12 protein-coding genes are annotated in these 18,959 nt (G+C 55.1%); 9 read left to right on the plus strand and 3 right to left on the minus strand.

What is annotated here, in order from left to right:
• From IU397_RS23725 to IU397_RS16045, 8 genes are all read left to right on the plus strand, one after another.
• Window positions 1-2,574: SGNH/GDSL hydrolase family protein (locus IU397_RS23725; RefSeq protein WP_370541705.1), on the plus strand; the 2,574-nt coding region annotated here is incomplete at its 5' end.
• Between the two features lie 161 nt (window positions 2,575-2,735).
• A complete protein-coding gene (locus IU397_RS16015; protein ID WP_204415683.1) occupies window positions 2,736-4,319 on the plus strand; it encodes a GMC oxidoreductase in 1,584 nt (527 codons plus the stop codon).
• Complete coding sequence (locus IU397_RS16020) at window positions 4,319-4,690, plus strand: hypothetical protein (RefSeq protein ID WP_204415685.1); 372 nt, start codon at window positions 4,319-4,321, stop codon at window positions 4,688-4,690. Before IU397_RS16015 ends, IU397_RS16020 begins: the two co-directional genes overlap by 1 nt.
• A gap of 144 nt (window positions 4,691-4,834) precedes the next feature.
• Window positions 4,835-6,004 carry an FAD-dependent oxidoreductase gene (locus IU397_RS16025; protein WP_204415687.1) on the plus strand — a complete coding sequence of 390 codons (1,170 nt, stop codon included), beginning with the start codon at window positions 4,835-4,837 and terminating at the stop codon, window positions 6,002-6,004.
• A gap of 59 nt (window positions 6,005-6,063) precedes the next feature.
• Window positions 6,064-7,170, plus strand: a complete 1,107-nt coding sequence (locus IU397_RS16030) for a family 16 glycosylhydrolase (RefSeq protein WP_204415688.1) — start codon at window positions 6,064-6,066, stop codon at window positions 7,168-7,170.
• A 108-nt stretch (window positions 7,171-7,278) separates the two neighbouring features.
• Window positions 7,279-8,310, plus strand: coding sequence for an NAD(P)-dependent oxidoreductase (locus IU397_RS16035; RefSeq protein ID WP_204415690.1), 1,032 nt, complete (start codon window positions 7,279-7,281; stop codon window positions 8,308-8,310).
• Window positions 8,307-9,056 carry a class I SAM-dependent methyltransferase gene (locus IU397_RS16040; protein WP_204415692.1) on the plus strand — a complete coding sequence of 250 codons (750 nt, stop codon included), beginning with the start codon at window positions 8,307-8,309 and terminating at the stop codon, window positions 9,054-9,056. The genes IU397_RS16035 and IU397_RS16040 overlap by 4 nt, the downstream gene beginning before the upstream one ends.
• 3 nt (window positions 9,057-9,059) lie before the next feature.
• Entirely contained in the window at window positions 9,060-10,781 is a 1,722-nt protein-coding gene (locus tag IU397_RS16045) for a hypothetical protein (protein WP_204415694.1), read from the plus strand.
• On the opposite strand, the gene IU397_RS16050 is transcribed toward IU397_RS16045, so the two are convergent.
• Genes IU397_RS16050 through IU397_RS16060 form a run of 3 tightly spaced genes read right to left on the minus strand, consistent with a single transcriptional unit; the run spans window position 10,748 to window position 13,756 of the window.
• A complete protein-coding gene (locus tag IU397_RS16050; RefSeq protein ID WP_204415696.1) occupies window positions 10,748-11,167 on the minus strand; it encodes a hypothetical protein in 420 nt (139 codons plus the stop codon). The genes IU397_RS16045 and IU397_RS16050 overlap by 34 nt on opposite strands.
• Window positions 11,164-12,576, minus strand: a complete 1,413-nt coding sequence (locus IU397_RS16055) for a GMC oxidoreductase (protein WP_204415697.1) — start codon at window positions 12,574-12,576, stop codon at window positions 11,164-11,166. The genes IU397_RS16050 and IU397_RS16055 overlap by 4 nt, the downstream gene beginning before the upstream one ends.
• A 1-nt stretch (window position 12,577) precedes the next feature.
• Window positions 12,578-13,756, minus strand: coding sequence for a glycosyltransferase family 4 protein (locus tag IU397_RS16060; RefSeq protein WP_204415699.1), 1,179 nt, complete (start codon window positions 13,754-13,756; stop codon window positions 12,578-12,580).
• A 969-nt stretch (window positions 13,757-14,725) separates the two neighbouring features.
• On the opposite strand from IU397_RS16060, the gene IU397_RS16065 reads away from it, so the two are divergent.
• Window positions 14,726-18,730, plus strand: a complete 4,005-nt coding sequence (locus IU397_RS16065) for a G8 domain-containing protein (protein WP_204415701.1) — start codon at window positions 14,726-14,728, stop codon at window positions 18,728-18,730.
• The last annotated feature ends 229 nt before the right edge of the window (window positions 18,731-18,959 follow it).

Below are 18,959 nucleotides of genomic sequence, written 5' to 3' on the forward strand. Positions count from 1 at the left end.
GGCGTGACGGCGGATGGCGATGTCGTGATCGACCTGAGCGGTCTGAGCGACGGCGCGCTGACCAGCACGATCCTGGCCACGGACGCCAACGGTGCCACCACAACAACCCAAGGCCCCGCCCTCGCACTCGACACAGCACCGGCCCCGCCGACTGCTCTGAACGAGGATTTCAGCAACGGCGCGGCAGGTTTTTCTTATTTTGACGATGCGTTTCGTGGGACGTCTGAGCCTGGTTTTGCGGATGGCCTTGCGGCGGATGGTGTGTTGCGTGTGACGCTTGGCGGCGGCAACACGAAGTCGACGATCAGCGATATTTCCGGCGGCTGGAGCACGACGTTCAACACGGTTGCGGGCCAGTCGGGCGAGTTGACGCTGCGCTACCGGTTGGAGATGAGCGCCGGGTTTGACGTGGGTGAATTTGGCGAGGTTCTGGTCTCGGTCGACGGGGTCGAGACGGTCGTGGCGCGGTTGGATGCGGCGAATAACGACACTTCCGGCGAGGATACCGGTTTTGTCGATGTGGTGCTTGATCTTGGTGCGTTGTCGGCTGGCAACCATACCTTAACGTTGGGCGGTTACATCAATCAGCGGACCCGCAAGAACGAGGTCGCGACGATTGAATTTGACAGCGTGTCGCTGGGTCTTGGTGCGCCGTCGGCGGCGGATGATGACGGCAATCTGTCGCTGAGCGCGCCGGTGCTACTGCTGGACCTGAACGATGCGGCGACGGCCACGTTCACGGTGGCGGGTCTGGACGCGGATACGACGGGTGTCGTGTCGGTCACGGATGGTGTGAGCACGGTGCAGGCTGCGGCCAGCAACGGTGCAATGCAACTGGATCTGAGCGGCCTGAACCTGGGGTCGCTGACCAGCCAGGTCGTGGCGACGGATGGCGATGGTGCGACGGCCACGGCGGCGGGTCCTGCGCTGACGCTGGTGCCGGCTGGTGCAGATGACGATGGCAATCTGGTGCTGAGCGCGCCGGATATGGACATTGACAGCAACGAACAGGGTGCTGTGACCTTCACGGTTGCGGGTCTTGATGCCGATGCGACGGGGGTGATCTCTGTCACGGACGGTGTGAGCACGGCGACGGGTGGCGTGACGGCGGATGGCGATGTCGTGATCGACCTGAGCGGTCTGAGCGACGGCGCGCTGACCAGCACGATCCTGGCCACGGACGCCAACGGTGCCACCACAACAACCCAAGGCCCCGCCCTCACACTCGACACAGCACCAAGGTCTGATTTCAGTAGTGAGACGGCAGCATTGTCGATCAACCTCCAGGCAGGCACATTCTCCGAAGCATCTAAGGTGCTGGTGATCGGCGACTCCCTGTCATTGGGCGTTGGCGACACAAATCTGCCTTTGGACGTGCCTGCCTTGGAAGGGTGGCGTGAAGACCTGTTCGAGCAGTTGCAATCACAGAATGTCTGGATTGACTATGTCGGTGGTCGGCAGAACGGACCATCCCGGATGCTCGATACCGACCATTCGGCAGAGGGTGGTGTCTCACTTGCCAAGATCACCGATGGGCGTAGTAGTATCACCAACATCACGGCCAATGTGAACACCCATGAGCCTGATATCCTGCTGTTTATGGCCGGGACAAATGACTACAGCTTTGCCTCGAACAACTTTTTCAATCGCTATAATGGGATCATCACCCATCTTGATCTTGCGATTGATCAGTTCTTTGCCGCCAACCAGAACCCCGATGCCCATCTGGTGATTTCCAGCCTGGCACCAAAAACAGAAGGCGGCGCCGTCGAGATCGAGTTTGCGGAGTTCCTGTTGGAAGGCTTCAGCCGGGTCAACGGCGTCAACGTTGTTGGGGACGTCGGCAATGGCACATACCGGCCGGGATACAGGGCGACAGTGGAAACGGCTCAACAGACCCATGACAATTTGCACTTCTTTGAAAACCCGGTGACGGGTGCAGATCTGACGACGGATAATGTGCATTACACGGGCGAAGGCTATGCGACCTATGCGAATGCTCTGTCGACATTCCTGCAGTCAGAGATTGGTTTCATAGCCGGAACGTTGGATGGATCTGCCAATGCCCTTGGACAGAGCACAGCTGTATCGGGTGGTTCCGCTGGCGATTTGATCGTTGGGAATGGTCAAGCCAACAGCCTTGATGGCAATGGCGGCAATGACGTTTTGCGCGGTGAAGGTGGAAATGATCAGCTGAATGGCGGTGATGGGATCGATCGGCTGGAAGGCGGCAGCGGGATCGACTTGCTGACGGGTGGTGCCGGAGCGGATGCGTTCGTTTTCAATACGGACTTTGCAAATGGCCACGGTGCCAACGATGCTGACAGCGTTCTGGACTTCGATTTTGCCGAAGACTGGTTTGTCTTTGTGGATAGCTTCGACGGCCAGATCCAGGTCACCGATGGCCCGGGTGCTTCGGTTGTCCTAACGGTTGGTTCCACGGGCGAGATTGTGGTGACCGGCTCGGGCGTGCAGTCGCTGAAGGGCGCCGATCTTGGCGGTGGCGTATTCAGCCTAACCGACGATCCAAACGTCATCCAATATGTCGACAACACCGACTTCTTCTTAAGCTAAGCTCAACATCTATCACCTGCGCCGTTGAATAAAGCGGTGCAGATATTTCTTCCATTTCTTGGCTCATGCGTCCCATCCCAAGGGCCAGTTTTACTTGGATTATCGCGTTGACTGGGGTAGCCACGGCTCGATCAATAACGCGCACCCTCGGAACTTTGTGAATGCTATTTGACGCCAATACTTTGTCGCCCGACACGCTGCTTGAGGCTGATATCTGCATTATCGGAGGCGGTGCAGCTGGCATCACAACGGCCTTGGCTCTGGAGGGGACCGGGCTGCGCGTTCTTTTGATGGAAAGCGGTGGATTGAATGGTGATGATCGGGCTCAGTCGCTTTATGAAGGCGAGAACCGTGGACTAGATCTCACGCCGATGTCTGAAGCGCGGCTGCGGATGTTGGGCGGGTCGACCAATCACTGGGCTGGCAATTGCATGCGGTTGGAAGCCATCGATTTTGAAGCTCGGGACGGGATTGAATATTCAGGCTGGCCCATAGGTTTGGTGGACGTCGAGCCCTATTACTTGCGCGCGCAGGAACTGGTCGAGACACCGACAGATGATGCGTATGATACAGACGACCGGATGGCGCGCCTTGAGGCAAAACCGCTGGCCTTCGACCCCGACCTGCTGAAGACCCACCTTTACGCGGAAAGCCCGCCAACGCTGTTTGGGCTCACCTATGAGGCCGATCTTGAAGCGGCAACGGATGTGGGCTGTTATCTGAATGCCAATGCGTTGGAGTTGCTGACCTCTGATGACGCCAGCCGCGTGACCAGTATTCGCATGGCCAGCTTGTCAGGAACACCGTTCACCGTGTCGGCCCGTCGGGTTGTCGTGGCAACCGGTGGCATGGAGGTCCCACGGCTTTTACTATTGTCGAACAATACGGCTACGGCGGGTCTGGGCAACACCAACGATGTGGTGGGCCGCTTCTTTATGGATCATATCGCGGTCCGACCCAGCTTAACGGCTTTGGTTGATGACAAGGTTGCAGACTTTGACCTTTACACAGAATCCCAGTTCGATGCGGGGGGATATATCCGTGGGGCGATCTCGGCTTCGGAAACCCTGTTACGGCGGGAAAACCTCCCTAACTTCCTGTTCTTTCTGGTAAAGCAGTCGGACCGCTCGCCTGGCCAGCAATCGGCACAGTCACTGCGCCGTGGCCCGCAGCCCGGTACGTTGGGCACCCACATTCAGAATATTCTGACCGATCTGGACGGTGTCACGAACGAGGTCTATCGCACGGTCACGGATGCAGGCGATGATCTGATCAGGCGGACATGGCTCGACCCCTGGATGACTGTGGAAAGCCGGCCCAACCCCGACAGTCGGGTTGTGTTGGATGACGCCCTGGACCCGGTTTTTGGTCAACGCAAGGCGGCGTTAGACTGGCAGTTGCATGATGGTGATCTGGATGCGAACCGTCGGGTGGCAGAGATTTTGGCGCAGGAGCTTGGTCGGCTGGGATATGGGCGCATGTGGAGCGGGCTCCTGAGCCATCCCGGTCAATGGCCGACGCTCGGCCACGGTAAGCATCATTCCGGGACGGCTCGTATGGCAAATGACCCCAAACAAGGCGTTGTCGACGCAGATTGCCGGGTCCATGGCATGTCAAACCTTTATGTTGCGGGCAGCGCCGTCTTTCCAACCCACGGATATGCGACGCCGACGTTGACCATTGTCGCCTTATCCTTGCGTTTGGCGGATCATCTGAAAGCAACCATGCAGAGCGGGGCCGATTGATGACAAACCTTGCGGATCGTGAACACGGTCGATCACTGACCAAGCGGCAGCTCGTGATGGTGACCGGTGCAGCCGTCAGTGCTATGATCGTGCCCAGCATGATAGTGGCCGATCAGGCAGTTTGGCCCAATGGGGATGCTGCCCAAGCCATCGCGGCTGCCGCGTCACAAGACCATCCGGGATCAGACGTTTTCGATCCTTATGCTTTGGCGGGTATTGCGAAACAGATGGATACTCCAGCCGGTCGCAAAGCTTTGGCGTCCCGGGTCAGACAGGACTTTGCCGATGGTGCCACCTGCGTCGTGAAGGGTTGGCTTTTGTCCCGGACCGAAGTGCAACTTTGCGCCGCTACTACAATGCGCGTGTCATGAGACGTTCTGGCGCTTTGATGCCGTTGCTGATTGGTCTTTTCGCCATTCTGCTGGTCTATTTTTGGCTTCCAGCGAGCTTTTTCACTTTGAGCAGTTTGATTCTATTGGTGGCGCTGATCTGGTCCTTCACGAAATGGCGGCGGAGTGGTTGAGCGAACCGCTGATCTGATTGTCATCGGATGCGGCGTGCATGGCTTGATGGTGGCAATGGTCGCGGCGGAGGCCGGTTACAATGTCATCATCCTAGACAAGGGTCAGCCCGGGAAGGCCACGAGCGCGGGGTGGTACGGCATCCTTCATGGCGGGCTGCGCTATCTGCAAACTGCCGATTTGCGCCGTTTTCGCGAATCCGTGACGGAGCGTCGGTGGTTTGCGCAGACCTTCCCCGACCATGTGTCGAAGATGCCGTTTCTTATGCCGCTATACGGCCGTGGGCTCAAGCGCCCGGCCGTTTTTCGGATGGCCTTTCTGGCTGATGCGATCACTAGTTGGGACCGTAACCAGGGTGTGTCCGAGGCTAACTTCATCCAACCGGGTCGGGTTCTTTCGGCAGACGGTGTGCACCAGACCTGCGTCGGTGTGCCAACAGATGGGCTGCAGGGTGGAGCGCTGTGGCAGGAACTGGTGGTTCTTGACCCAGATGGCCTTTTTCAAGCCATGGTTGCCCATGCAACGCAGCTGGGAATTCAAATCGAAACACAGGCCGAGGTCGTGAGCCTGATCAAACAGGGCGCTTCGGTTGCCGGAGTATCGGCCCGCAGCGATGATCAGGCGATCATGCACTTTCATGCACCAGTCGTCGTCAACGCCGCTGGTCCATGGGCGCCTGCATTGCATGCCGTATTGAATCCGCAGCGCGGGCTGACAGATAACTGGGCTATGGCTTTCAATCTGCTGTTGAACCGGCCTTGTCCAGCGGATGTAGGTTTGTCTGTTTTCCCCTCCGTCGGCGATGGCGACATGCTATTTTTGTACCCACACGGGAAGAAAACCTTTGCCGGAACATGGTATTTTCCGTTTGATTGCGCTGCAGATACACAGGCTGTGTCTGACGAACAGATTGACCGCTTTCTGGCAGCCATCAACGGATCCATCACGGGTATCAATTATACCCGTGATGATATCGAGGCCGTTCCATCGGGGCTATTGCCGGTGACCGAGGCGGGAACAACCAAGCTTTCGGGGTCTGACCTGGTGATCGATCACAGCCTATCAGGTGGACCAAAGGGGCTATTCACGCAGGTTGGCGTCAAGTTCACCACCGCCCGCAATGTGGCGCGACGCACGTTGCGGTTGGCAAATTTGCTGCGCTAGCGTGCATTGCGCGGTCAAGCATGGTGCCCAGGTTGGCAAAGACCATAATGTGACAGGCTTTGACCGGATCAGCCGTTGAAGCAAGGGTTGGTTGGATCTACCTGTCTTGTACCGGCGATACCCGCCAGACCTGTAACGAAAGCGTGTTTGATCCAATGTTTGATGCTTTGAAATTTTGCATAAGCCTGGCCCTGGCCGGTCTGTCGCTGATTTCACCCGCTTGGGCGATTGAAGAGGAAACGCAGGTCCCGTTCGAGACGCAGTTTGATGAGTTGGATCCGGAGGTCTGGTATATCTCTGACTTCGCCAATGCGGGTGGTTGGATCGATACGGCTTGGTCACGGGATAACCTGACCTTTGAGCCGGGGCGAGTCACGCTGGAGATGAACGGAACAGATGCGGAGGGAAAACGCTTTACCGGAGCGGAGTTCAAGACGCGGCGCAAGTTCCACTATGGCCGGTACGAAGTCCGCATGACCCCGTCTGGGGAAACTGGCGCTCTCTCCTCGTTTTTTGTCTATACAGGGCCGTTCTTTGACGATCCTAAAAGCGAGATCGACTTTGAATTCGTTGGAGAAGACACAACCAAGGTCTTGCTTACCTATCATACCCCCGATGGCAGCGATGGCATGTTCGTGGATCTTGGCTTCGATGCGGCAGAGGCGGAACATACCTATGCTTTTGAATGGGCGCCGAACTCAATCACTTGGTATGTGAATGATTTGCAGGTTCGACATGTGGAACGTGGCGATATTGGCCTGCCACCAGCACCCGGGCAGATTTACATGAGTGTCTGGACAGGATCGAGCGATTTTACAGGTGTCGCGGACCCGGATGTCATTGCCCAAGCCTCGTATTCATCGGTTCGTTTCATTCCGCGCACGGCACCAGTGGCGGTCGAGGATGAATTCCAAATTATCGGAGATCAGACCCTGACGCTTGATCTTTTGGCGAATGACTATGCCCATGCCGGCCAACTGGATCGATCATCTGTGACCATTGTCAAACAAGGGGAAGGCGGAACCGTGACCTTGAACCGTGAAACCGCGGAAGTGACATTCAAGCCGTCCTCGGATTTTGCCGGGTCGACCACATTTTCCTACACGGTCAGCGACGGGGCCGAGGTTTCGAACGAAGCCGTTGTCACAATAAATGTGGTCCGTTAAGACTTCCGCTGTATTTTCCGTACAGCGCGGGCTGCGCAGTTTAGTTTTTGGGGCATTTGACTGATGGTTGCTGTGGCCAGCCTAAATTGATGTGAAAGGTCATTGTTGATGAGTGAAACGCAAGGCGAGCAACGGCGCGCTGTCGTGACGGGTGCGACCGGGTTTACCGGTGGCCATTTGGCCCGCACGTTAAAAAAACGCGGCTATGCGGTTCGTGCATTGGTGCGGGATAGGACATCGGCATCGGCGAAAGCTCTGGCTACTGATGGCATCGAACTGGTTCAAGGCGATGTTGGTGACGCGGATGCCATTGATCGCGCGGCAGAGGGCCAGACCCATTTCTTTCACATCGCCGCAGTTTATCGCAGTGCCAATCACCCAGACAGTTACTACTTTCAGATCAATCGGAACTCCGTCTCCTATGTTCTTGAAGCGGTCAAAAAGCACGGGGTCGAACGTGTGGTGCATTGTTCCACCTGCGGGGTACATGGTGACGTTGCTGAAATTCCAGCGACTGAACAGACGGCCTTTAACCCTGGCGATGTTTATCAACGCTCCAAGCTGGCGGGAGAAGAGATTGCCAAGGATGCAATGTCCAAGGGCGCACCGGTTTCCGTTGTGCGGCCCACCGGGATCTATGGCCCGGGCGATGACCGATTCTTGAAGCTATTTCGCACGATTGAGAACGGAACATTTCGCATGTTCGGCTCTGGGGAAATTGCCTACCACATGACTTATGTCGATGACATGGTGCAGGGTCTGATCCTAGCCGGGGAACATCCCGCGGCGATCGGAGAGGTGTTTTTGATCGGTGATGACAGCTACACCACCTTGAATGGCCTTGTGAATGAAGTTGCCGCGACCCTTGGCGTGTCTCCCCCATCGATGCGGTTGCCCGTTGGCCCGCTGATGGCTGCAGCGACCGTTTGTGAATTTGCATGCAAACCTTTTGGGATCGATCCTCCGCTACATCGCCGCCGCGTTTCGTTCTTTACCAAAGCTAGGGCGTTTTCGGTCGATAAGGCAAAGCGATTGATCGGGTTTCAGCCTCAAGTGCCCTTGTCTGACGGGCTAGTCCGAACAGCCGACTGGTATCGCGAGCAGGGCTACCTGAAAAAAGCAGCACCGAGTGCGGCATGACAGATGCCGCGGTAGAGATTGCAGATATCGGGTCTGACCAGCCGGATCTTGACCCATCGACCGATCGATATGCGGCGCGGTTTCAAGGCCGGGCCGGGGAGTGGCTTCTGTCCAGACAGACCGACGCGCTGATGGCACTAATTGGCGATGATCGAGATGTCACCATTCTGGATGTCGGGGGCGGCCATGGTCAGGTCGCGCGGCCGTTGGCGCAAGCTGGCCATACGGTAACGGTCTTGGCCACGTCTGACGCTGCTTTGGGTCAGGTCAAGGATATCGACAGCGACCTGCTAAAAACGACGGTCGGACCAATCTTGCCGCTTCCCTTCGCAGATACTAGCTTTGATATTGTCACCTCATTCCGGATCATGGCGCATATCGGTGATTGGTCAGCTTTGCTGGCAGAGATGACTCGCGTGGCTCGTCGGGCTGTGATCTTTGATTTCCCGATCCCCGGCGGCTTTAACATGCTGGAGCCGCTTTTGTTCGGCCTCAAGAAACGGATGGAAGGGGACACGCGGCGGTTCGACACAATGCGCCGTGCTGATGTGTCTATCTGTCTTGAACAACATGGATTTCCGGCCCAAAGGCATATCGGACAATTCGTCCTGCCGATGGTCGTACATCGAAAGCTGAAGCAACCGGCAATTTCAGGGACTTTGGAAGGTGTCTGCCGCGCCGTTGGCCTCGCTTCCACCATTGGCACGCCGGTCGTCATGCGCGCTGACCGGATGGCGGAGCGCTAGATCATGACTGCGGGTTCTGACATCAACCGCGGGATTGGCGGTGCTTTTATCACCATTGGTGCGACGCTGATCGTTTTCCTTGTGGCTTTGATCAGTCGCATGGGCATGATTGATCATCCGCCGATTTACGACGAGTTGTATCAATTGGTTCCTGCCTTGTCGTTTCAGGATGGGCGCGGATTCGCCGTTTTGGATGGGATTTATGATCGCGCCGCGCTTTTCACCCAGTTCATTGCGCTTAGCCTGGACCTGTCAGGCGGCCGTTCCACGGCAGGGGCGCGGTTTTTGCCATCAGTCGTCCCCGGGGCTCTGTTCGTCGCGCTGATCTTTGTGTGGGCCCGGTACGTGGCGGGCTTGGTCGTTGCGGGCATTGCAGCCTTCTTGATGGTCCTCTGGCCCAACGGGATCGAGGTTTCGCAGTATATCCGTTTTTACGCCATGCAGGGCTTGGTCTTTGGCGGTGGCGCGATCCTTGTGTACACGGCGCTGGTGGGCGAAAAACCCGTTTGGCTCAGGGCGGCAGCTTTAATCGGGGCGGCGGTGCTGTTCCTGTTCGCTGCACATTTGCAGATGCTGACGATGCTTGGCGTGGGTGGGATACTGCTGTGGATCGCGATTGTTCTGGCACCGGGATGGCTGCGGTCTGAACCACGCCTTTGGTGGGTTGTGGCCTCAGGCGTTGTGGCTGTTGCTGGGATCCTGGCCAGCGGCATCTTCACCGACACTATCCTGCGGTTGTGGCAGACCTACAATTGGGAGCCGTGGCCTGCTCTGAACGATACGATGTTCTATCATCGGAACTTTCGTGACAATTATCCGACGCTTTGGCCGCTGTTCCCCGTAGCAGCCATCATCGCGTTGCGCGCGAATTTCGTGCCCGCCGCTTTCTGTCTGATCCTGTTCACGACGACCTTTCTGCTGCAGTCTTTCGGTGGTTTGAAGAATATTCGTTACCTTTACCCCACAATGCCGTTCTTTTTCGTGCTTTGGGGGATCGCACTGAGCGCCGTTATCCCCCCCATTTGGACGTACATGCGGGAGACTGCCCCCAAGGCACTGGAGCCGATCCTATCGCCGGCCATGGCCCGGATTGCCGCATTCGGCGTCCTGGCCATTTCGATCCTGTTTCTCATTGCAGCAAATGCTGCGTTTGAGCGTAGTCTCCGGCTGACGCTAGGCAAAGATGAAAATCAGCTGTTGGGCAAGCGCCGTTGGCAATGGGCTGAAGCCCAAGACGTGTTGCAACCTTGGATACAAGAACGTGCCGTGATCGTCACGACCGAGGAAATGCGCACAATCGAATGGTTGGGTGATTATGACATGGGCTTTAACAAGCCACGGTTCTCTGAACTGCTGTTCACCGTTGGTCCTGATGTCCGCCCCTTCACTGTGGATGGACGCACAGGGCGCCCCATTGCCGGGGAGTTGGCGGATATGGAACGGGTCATCCAGTGCTATCCGGCAGGCGTGATCCTGTCAGACGCGCCTTGGGCTTATAGCCGGAATGCCACGATATTGTACGAAACGGTAAACGATCTGGGCGGAACAGCGACCCGGCAGGTGGCCAGTGGCATGTCCATGATCGGTTGGCGCTTTTCAGATGGTCCGGTTTCGGGCGCGGATTGCAGTGATGTGCCAGACCTATCCACCATACGCGCCGCTGACCGATTGATCGCAGGCGAGCGTGTGGCTCAGGCGGTTTCCTCGGCCAAGGCAGACAGATAGATGCCGCAAATCGGCGACCATGGATCCGGGTCGCCATAGTCAAATGCGGTTTCGCGTCCTTGCTGAATGGCGATGATATTGCTGCGGGTCAGGATCGTATTCAGGAACCGTTCCTGCAAATCTTCGGCTTGGCCGATCATGTGGACCTTGTCGCCACGCCACGCGAAATAGACCTCTGCCCCCAGTTTTTTGACAGTGCTTCCCTGACCGGCCAGCGTGGCATAATCCTTAACAAACCCGTCAATCCCATCTATGTTCAAGATGTTTGGCCCGAAATGATCGCTCAACGTTCGTCGCAAAAAGCTGACGGTGCCGCCGAGGGCGATGGGTGTGATTGCTAGCCCAACCAGTGCAGCACCGCCCCCTATGAACCAGCGTCGTTTCATAGCTGTTCTCCGGCATAGAGTGAGAGGGCCGATAAGGTAAGGGTTGGGTTCGCCGCGGCACCGGTGGTGAATGATCCAGAGCCAAGACAGGCCAAGTTCGGCACGCCAAATACCTTGCACCCCTTATCGACCACTCCGTTTTCTGGGCTGTCGCCCATGGGTGTTCCTCCGATCAGGTGAGCCTCTGTCGGTTCGAAATCACTGAACCGTTCAAGTTCATGCTCGAACGGAAGCAGAGAACCGAATAACTCCCGCCCCCGGGCCAGTCCGGCAAAGGCATAGTCGCTGTGACCTGTCCAAATGATCTTGGCTTCGTCATCTTCCAGAACCACGCGGTTCTCCGGCTGAGGCAAGTCTTCTGCGACCAATTTGAGTTTCAGCCGCTGTAGCCACTTACCCCGCTCAAGGCGGAGAGAGGGTGGCGCGTTCCAGCTTTCGATCAGGACAGAGGCAGCCTCGCGCCGGAAGTCGCCATCATAAAGCCCGTGCCCCATTCCGGTTAGAGAAGTCCCGCCATAGTAGTTATCGAACGGGATATCGAGCCAGATGAACTGTCCCGCCTGCTCGTGGATGCCCCGGCCGACCTTCTCCCCGCCAAGGCCTGATCGCAGCAGGATCGCGGAGTTGTAGATCGGGTTGGTCGCGAGGCCCACGAAATTCGCTTTCAGCTCAGCTTGGATGCCGTCAGATGTGCGGATTGTGATGCCTGTCGCCAGCCCGGATGAGGTTTCCACTGTCCGACATTCAGCATCCGTCAGATAATAAAAATCAGGATCCTCGAACAGATCAAGGGCATTTAGGATGGTGAATTTCGCATCGATTGGACACAGACCACAGGTTCCAGACACACAGCAATTTGCCCGCCGCCCTCCGTTGGACCGGGCACTTGGCATCGGTTGCCAGGAGGGGTTGGCCTCCGTCATGAGCCGCTCTGCTCTGGTGGGTTTGTGCGGTGGAAATGGATAGGGCCGGGAGCGTGGCCCAACGGGCCAGCCATCTGTTCCCGTTACATCCATCAGGTATTCCGCCTGGGTCATGTACGATTCCAGAACGCCGTAGCTAATCGGCCAATCCTGAGCGACACCATAAAGGCTTTGCAGTCTGAAATCATTTTGATGCAAGCGGGGTGTGTTGCCCCACCAACAGTTAGAACATCCACCAAATTGGTGGCGGACGATCCAATCCTTCCGCTGACCAGAGGAATTGTCTTGTGGAACCTTCGGGTAACTTCGGTCGAACCTCCCATCCAATTGCGATCCATGGTCGGCGAACGGCCCACGTTCAACAAACAGGACCCTCAAGCCGCGGCCTTTGAGGGAATATGCAAAGAAGCAGGCCGCAAAGCTGGATCCTGCCAGAATGACATCCCAGCCTTCGGTCTTGGCGGTTTCTAGGTCGATCGATTGCATGTCAGGCTTTCTGTCCTTGTCTTACGGCCAGGCCAGGTTCGATAACAGTGTCGAAAAATCCCAAGAGTTTGCGTCGGTAGGCATCCGGGCTGAATTCGGCGGCGACACGCGCCTGCGCAGCCTGTGCCATACGTTGGCGCAAACCGTCATCTTCCAGCAGTGCTGTCAAACCACGCGCCATATCTGTTGCATTTGGTTCGACCAACATACTGATGTCATCGTCCAGCACTTGAGTATGCGTCGGCAGCCGCGTCGCGATCAAGGGTCGGCCGCTATCAAGATATGAATAGATCTTCATCGGCGTGTTGCGACCTTGTGTTCGGGGGGAGGCGGTTATGGTCGACAGGCTGAGATATCGACCCAATTCACCCACGGGTCGGGGGCCAAGGAAAAAAACGCGGTCCGCGCAACCGGCTTTTTGGGCCTTTTGCTCGTACTCGGCAATGTGGTCGTCGCTGCCGCCGATCACGACAAGCTGTGCGGGCGTCTTGTCGAAATCAATCTGAGAAAACCCTCCCAACAACAGATCTAAGCCCTGATAGCTTTCGAGATTGCCCACATACATGATAATCGGATCATCAAAATTCCAACCGGCAGGCGCGGCGTGGTCCTGATCATGGGAGAGCATGGTGACATCTTCCAACACCTGGATCGGCAGATCGGGCGCGTGCTTTTGTACGGTGTCCTTCAATGCCGCACAGCAGGTGATCGACGCGAATGCGCTGCGGGCTGCCATGCCTTCGGTTCGGGTGAGGGTCCGGTCGATCCAGCCGGGCAAGGCGTATTTGTCGCGAAGTTGTTCGGGTATCGAGCTGTCCACATCAAAGACATACGGCACCCGAAAGATGGGTTTTAGAACCATGGCCATGTAGGCAGCCTCTTCCACGGCCAGGACAAGGTCATACCGGTTGCGGAGCAGTTGCCAGATCACCATTGGAAACATGACCATGTCGGTGATCAGTTTCTTTACAGAGAATCCAGGTGGAACATTTCGAAGGCCAGGCAATGCGGGCACCCGGATAATGCGGCAGTTGTCGATCTGGACATCGCGACCTTCCGCGAACACGATGGTATCGATCTGATCGCCGCGCTCCGACAGTGTTTCGAGCAGTAGCTTAACCGCGATCGGTGTGCCACGATCAGTCATAAAGGGTTGTGGCGCCAGAACCAAAATACGCATCATCAAAATCCTAACTACACGCGGACAATATGAGGTCGATATCGGCCTGTGAAGGCGACTCTCTGTCCTGACTGTGACGGGATCGCGCAAGAATCGCTCTGACGGCCCGGAGGCTCATTTTCATTTGGTATGACGGACCCTGATCGCCGTAAAGCGACGTGAGATTGAGATAGGTCAAACGGGTATCGGCGAAAAGTTGCTCAAAATTGCTGCTGAACTCCAGTTGACCAAGGGATAGGGCTTCTCAGATTAGCAATCAATGACAATACCTCAAATCAGCGCTTGTCATCGCAACTAAAACGCTGGCTCCGATTATGTATTCGGCGCATCGGTATCAGTACATCAGTCCAAACAATGCGCGTTCTACGTGATTTTTCGCAGAAGCGATTCTGTGAAGTCATACTTCGATTCTTCGCAATCGTGGCGCCAATGAAATTGGTCGTTAATGAGAAGATGAAAATTGGTGCAAAATGGCTCTTTGAATTAGCAATTCAAGAATCCATTAAATGAGAATGAAAGGAGAGAAGGAATCTCGATCCGAACCACATCGGAGTATTGGGGTAACTATGTCGAAAATGTGTCACCACTCGCGGACAGACTTTGACAAATGGTTGACCGATATGAGCGGTTTACGGGGCCTATTTTTCCAATTCGGTGATAAATGGCCGACAAATCTGTCTAACTGTATACAAATACCGCTTTGTTCGACAGGTCGAAAGGAGAAAATCCACTCATACCACGCGGATATCTGCCGGTTTCGGTCATCGAAACTCCACACAATAGTCTTGTTTCCGGGGCACTGTTAACCAGCGATTTACCGGGGAAAGATACGGAGACACTGAGCCGGTCGACAAATCAAACCCACCCCTTAAACAGGGATTAACGCCCGAATGCTGACCATGAGGGGATCATGTCAGTGGACGGGGCGCATAGGTTTCCTATGTCGAATTCAAGTCAGGCGAAGCACACATGAAAGACATGCAGCACAATATGCAGCACAATATGCACGGCGGTCACAATGGCGCTGTCCAAGACCTTGTTGGAGGTGGTTCTGTCACCTTGAAGCACGCCATTGCGTCACAAACGTCCGACACGCACGGCGCTGCTCACGACGCTCACCATGGCGATAGCGGTCTCATGAAGGACCACTCCTCGCTGTTAGATCTGTTCCCAGATGCCAGCGATCCCAAAGTAGCCGTCGCGCTCAATGGTGGATCTTGGTTTGATCCGGGCACTTGGTCGACCGGGAAAGTGCCCCAGGATGGTCAAAGCGTTTACATCCCAAAGGGTGTTTCCGTTGTTTATGATGACGTTAGCAATAATCGCCTCGACAAGGTTGCCGTCGATGGGGAGCTGCATTTTGCAGTCGCCAAAGACACGAAGATGATGGTCGACACTCTGATGACAGGTCCGAAATCGGTTCTGACCATCGGAACCGAAGATAATCCCGTCAAAAGTAACGTTTCGGCGGAGATTATCATCCACCGCGACAATGGTCCGATCAACGTCGCAGAGGATCCGACTCAGCTGTCCAAGGGCGTTGTGACCCACGGCGTGGTTCGTATCGCCGGTCAGGACAAGGATGATCATCTAAAAGCATCTGATGCGCCTGAGAAAGGCGACAATTTTCTGATCTTTGATGAGCGGCCGGACGGCTGGCAGGTGGGTGACAAGTTGGTTGTCGCCGGAACCAAGTTGATATCCGCCAATGAATTTCAAGACGAAGTCGTTACGATCAAATCCATTTCCAAACTTGGGAATGGTGATTACAAAGTCAATCTAGATCAAACGCTAAAATACGATCACACGCCCCCTGACAATTCCGCTGGTGTTGAATTCAAGATTCCAGTTGCGAATTACACACGCAACGTGACAATCAGCACCGAAATAAAACCCTCTGACTATATGGATGATGGCAAAACCGTTCCAATTGATGAACGTGGGCATGTCATGTTCATGCACAACCCAGATGTGGATGTGCAAAACGCGGAGTTCTTGGAACTTGGTCGGACAGACAAGTCGAAGGTTTTGCATGATGAAGATAATGTCGCTGGCCGTTATGCTCTGCACTTTCATCGAACTGGTGGGGAGGCAGGCGAAAAGCCAGCCCATGCCGAAGGCAATGCCATTTGGGGAAGTCCCGGTTGGGGATTAGTGCATCACGACGCTAACCTGGATGTTATTTCTAACGCTGTTTATGGCGTGAATGGTGGTGCAATTATTGCCGAAGCGGGTAATGAGATTGGCGTTTGGAAAGACAACATAACGATCAATACGACCGGGAAATATGTCACATTCAATTCTGAACATGGAAATGCAACTGACCATCCGGCGGCGCGTCAGCAAAATCACGACGATTCTTTCCATCAGGGCATTGGATTTGGTTTCAAATCTCGTTTGATTGAAACGACAGATAATGTTGCCGTCAGTTCCAATGGCGCAGGTTACTCATTCTGGCCCATGGGAAAGAAGGGCGGTTCGCCGTCTCACATCGACCCGCTCGCATCGGATTACGAGAAAATCTACGGGTATGATCCATTCTTTGGGCAGGATGATGTGAGCCCCTCCAAGATCCCAAACCGCGCATTTGCAAATAATGAAGTGCTCGTGGCCCATGTTGGTTTCAATACCAGCGCCGACAAACGTGGTTCTGAAACGGACGTTTCGACAGTCATCGAGGGCTTCACCGCTTGGGAAGTGGGGTCCGGCGTCGTCGGCTTCTATCAACGCGACTATCTAGTCAAAGACAGTGTTTTCGTTGGCTTGCAAGACGGTAAGAATGGCGGTCACGTCAATACGGCCGCGGGTAACCTGTCCACATCCGGTGTTGTCGCTCGTGAATTTCATGAATTGAAGCTGGTGAACAACCACTTCGAAAATTTCGATTATGGCATCTGGGAAGAAAGCCATGAACGCGACCAGCAATTCGCCCATGTCATTCTTGGAAACGTCTATGATGATGTGGTCACGAAGAAGCGTCTGTATGCCGATGGTGCGACCAAGGATAACTACCTGATCCACGATGACTCGAAGAACTGGGACAAAGGAATCGATGTTGGCAAACTTAACGCCAAGGTAAATGTGGCGAAATCGGATTTGGTCATGACCAAGTTCTATGATCGTTTCTCGATCGTTTTGGAGAAAACCGATTCTCTGGGAACGATGGAAATCAAGATGGGTTCTGAAAAGAACCGATATCAGGGCGCCAGTCAGAAGAAATGGTGGGGCGAGAACGCCGCAAATAATGGGTACTACGAGGAAAACGGTAAATACTATTTGCTTGTGGATGCCGCGGTCAGCGACCGTCTAACCGGCACCGTAGGATATATCGAAGTGGCGATCGAGCTTGCCTTCGTTTCGTCTGCCGGTGATCTGCCTGATGGCGCAAAGAATCTTGGTAAATTGCCCGCCCGTCTCGACAAAAATGGTGTTGGCGAATTCAAGATTGTCGATGTTCGCGAGATTGGAAAGATTGGCAATCAATTGGATGCACCTGATCCTGATCCCGTCGATCCGGACCCTATTGACCCCGATCCGGTCGACCCTGATCCGGTTGATCCGGACCCTGTTGACCCTGATCCGGTTGATCCGGACCCTGTTGACCCTGATCCGGTTGATCCGGACCCTGTTGACCCTGATCCGGTTGATCCGCCCACACCCGGAAACGGTGATGCGGTATTGAAGTTGGACGGCACGCTGGATTTCAATGGGTCTTCATCGAAGGTGAAGAACTACGAGCACACGAACGAGTTTTCAATTTCCAGCGCTGAGATCTCTTTTTCATTCAGCGCTGATCAGGTGTCTTCCAAGGCTGGCTTGATTTCGAAGGATGCCCTGGGCGTGACTGGCGACGGGAACCATTTGTCGGCTTGGGTCGAGGATGGTGATCTTTTGGTTCGCTTCCAGAATAGTGATGAGCAGCGCAAATACGTGCTGAAAGATATCAAAGCTGGCCAGGAATACGACCTCGACATCAGTTTTGGTGAAGGTGGGATCGCGGTAAAGGTCGATGGAAACGTCATTGGTTCTGACAAAAACTATGACTTCAGCTGGTCTGATAGCGAGGAATATCTGCAAGTCGGTTCGTTCGGTGGTGGGAGCAAAACTGGAAAGGATGATTTCAAATACAACTTCAAAGGCGAAATCTCAGATTTGGTGATTAAGCAACCATCAGATTCAACTGATAAGGCTCGTATGGAGGTCGGCACGGAGAATGTCGTGCAGAAAGGTCCATCGCAGTGGCACAAGGTGAGCTTCGACGAAGCCATTCAAAATGCTGTTGTCGTCATGGGTCCAATCTCTGACGAGAACAACCAGCCGGCGGTCGCGCGAGTGCGCAATGTCACGTCGGAAGGGTTTGAGTACCAGATCGACGAGTGGGATTACCTTGACGGTAAGCAGATCGAGGTTGAGATCAGCTGGATCGCAGGTAGCGAAGGCACTCATGAAGTTGGTGGAACGACCGTTCAGTTTGGCCAGACTGTTGCCGATGGCAAACGTCAGCAGCAGGTATCGCTTGATGACAAAGCCTTTGGTGGTAAGCCGATTGTCCTGGCTCAGGTTGCCAGCGACAATGACGACAAGGCGGTCGTTGCCCGCGCAGGCGGTGTGTTTTCCGACAGTTTCGAGTTCCGGTTGCAGAACCAAGAGTCGAAGGCCGGACAGGCCCATGCCAACGAAGATGTGCATTGGATGGCCATCGACAGTGGTGACAATGGCAGCGTTTTTGATACCGGCTTTCTTGACGTGAACCACGTTCGGACCCGTGTTGCCGGTGCAGATGCCGATGATGCTTTCCTCGCTGCGATGCAGACATTCGATGGCAACGATACGGCTGGCCTGCGCTACGATGAAAAAGGTGGTCGTGTGCGTGTGCAAATCGAGGAAGAGAAATCGCTTGATAGCGAAGTCTGGCATCTGCGTGAACGCGTGGGCTGGGTCAACGTCGAAGACGGGGTTTACGAACTGGCCTAGTCTGACAGACCGCTGAATTAACTAACGTTATGGAGCCCTGCACCCTTTCGGTGCGGGGCTCTTTCATTGAAAACGGTTCAGCTGCACATGGTCTGTTTGGGAAACCTCATGGTGTTCACAGTGCGATATGTTAAGCCAACAGTGCTTGTAGATATTCTTTAGGGATTTCAGAACCATGACCTTTTTCAAAGCTGCCAAGACTATACCGGAGATCGGGTTTGGAGGGCTC

Origin of the sequence: Actibacterium sp. 188UL27-1 (assembly GCF_016901225.1) — a bacterium.
Classification (GTDB): domain Bacteria; phylum Pseudomonadota; class Alphaproteobacteria; order Rhodobacterales; family Rhodobacteraceae; genus 188UL27-1.

Coding starts and splice junctions, on each gene's coding strand:
- IU397_RS16040 (WP_204415692.1), top strand. CDS start 8,307: ATGACAGATGCCGCGGTAGAGATTGCAGATATCGGGTCTGACCAGCCG.
- IU397_RS16015 (WP_204415683.1), top strand. CDS start 2,736: ATGCTATTTGACGCCAATACTTTGTCGCCCGACACGCTGCTTGAGGCT.
- IU397_RS16055 (WP_204415697.1), bottom strand. CDS start 12,576: ATGCAATCGATCGACCTAGAAACCGCCAAGACCGAAGGCTGGGATGTC.
- IU397_RS16050 (WP_204415696.1), bottom strand. CDS start 11,167: ATGAAACGACGCTGGTTCATAGGGGGCGGTGCTGCACTGGTTGGGCTA.
- IU397_RS16065 (WP_204415701.1), top strand. CDS start 14,726: ATGAAAGACATGCAGCACAATATGCAGCACAATATGCACGGCGGTCAC.
- IU397_RS16020 (WP_204415685.1), top strand. CDS start 4,319: ATGACAAACCTTGCGGATCGTGAACACGGTCGATCACTGACCAAGCGG.
- IU397_RS16035 (WP_204415690.1), top strand. CDS start 7,279: ATGAGTGAAACGCAAGGCGAGCAACGGCGCGCTGTCGTGACGGGTGCG.
- IU397_RS16045 (WP_204415694.1), top strand. CDS start 9,060: ATGACTGCGGGTTCTGACATCAACCGCGGGATTGGCGGTGCTTTTATC.
- IU397_RS16060 (WP_204415699.1), bottom strand. CDS start 13,756: ATGCGTATTTTGGTTCTGGCGCCACAACCCTTTATGACTGATCGTGGC.